This is a genomic window from Azotobacter armeniacus (assembly GCF_054779355.1).
In genome coordinates, this window is record NZ_BAAGYK010000101.1 from 1 (window position 1) to 822 (window position 822).

Below are 822 nucleotides of genomic sequence, written 5' to 3' on the forward strand. Positions count from 1 at the left end.
ATGATGGAGACCATGATCACCCAGTCGCTGCCGACCCGCGCCGAGGTGTTCGACGTGGCCAACGCGGTGCTCGACGGTACCGACGCGGTGATGCTCTCGGCCGAGACCGCCGCCGGCGCCTACCCGGTGGAGACGGTGGAGGCCATGGGCCGGGTGATCCTCGGCGCCGAGAAGCATCCGCTGGCGCATCGCTCCAGGCACCGCCTGGACCAGGTGTTCCACAAGATCGACGAGACCATCGCCCTGTCGGCCATGTACGCCGCCAACCACCTGGAAGGGGTCAAGGCGATCATCTGCCTGACCGAGAGCGGCGACACCCCGCGGCTGATGTCGCGGATCCGCTCGCACCTGCCGATCTTCGCCTTCTCCCGCCACCCGCGCACGCAGAGCCGGATGGCGCTGTTCCGCGGGGTGAATCCGATCCCCTTCGAGACCGACCGGATTCCCGAGGCCGAGCTGAACGCCCGGGCGGTGAAGGAGCTGGTGCAACGCAACGTAGTGTTCGAGGGCGACCTGGTGCTGATCACCAAGGGCGATCTGGCCGACGCCCAGGGCGGCACCAACACCCTGCGCATCGTGCGCGTCGGCGACGTCATCCATTGAGGAAGGGAGATTCGATGCAACAGCACAGGCAAGCCGCCTCCCCGGCGCGGGAACAGGATTGGCCCCGCGATTTTGACTTCCGCGCCGAATACGCCGAACAACAGGAACTGCTCGTGCCCGAGCGCCAGCGGGCCGCGGTTCCGACCTCAGCACAGGACACCCAGAGCGATGAGTAACCAGAGCACCCTGATCCAGCAGGTCGTGGCCCGCGAGATCCTC

2 protein-coding genes are annotated in these 822 nt (G+C 67.2%); both read left to right on the forward strand.

The features are described 5' to 3' along the window. A partial coding sequence (locus tag ACYVD0_RS13400) for a pyruvate kinase (RefSeq protein ID WP_460427260.1) occupies nt 1-603 on the forward strand: 603 nt, incomplete at its 5' end. A 14-nt stretch (nt 604-617) separates the two neighbouring features. After that, on the forward strand, nt 618-779 hold the full coding sequence (locus ACYVD0_RS13405) for a hypothetical protein (protein ID WP_460427261.1): 162 nt from the start codon (nt 618-620) through the stop codon (nt 777-779). Nucleotides 780-822 lie beyond the last annotated feature (43 nt).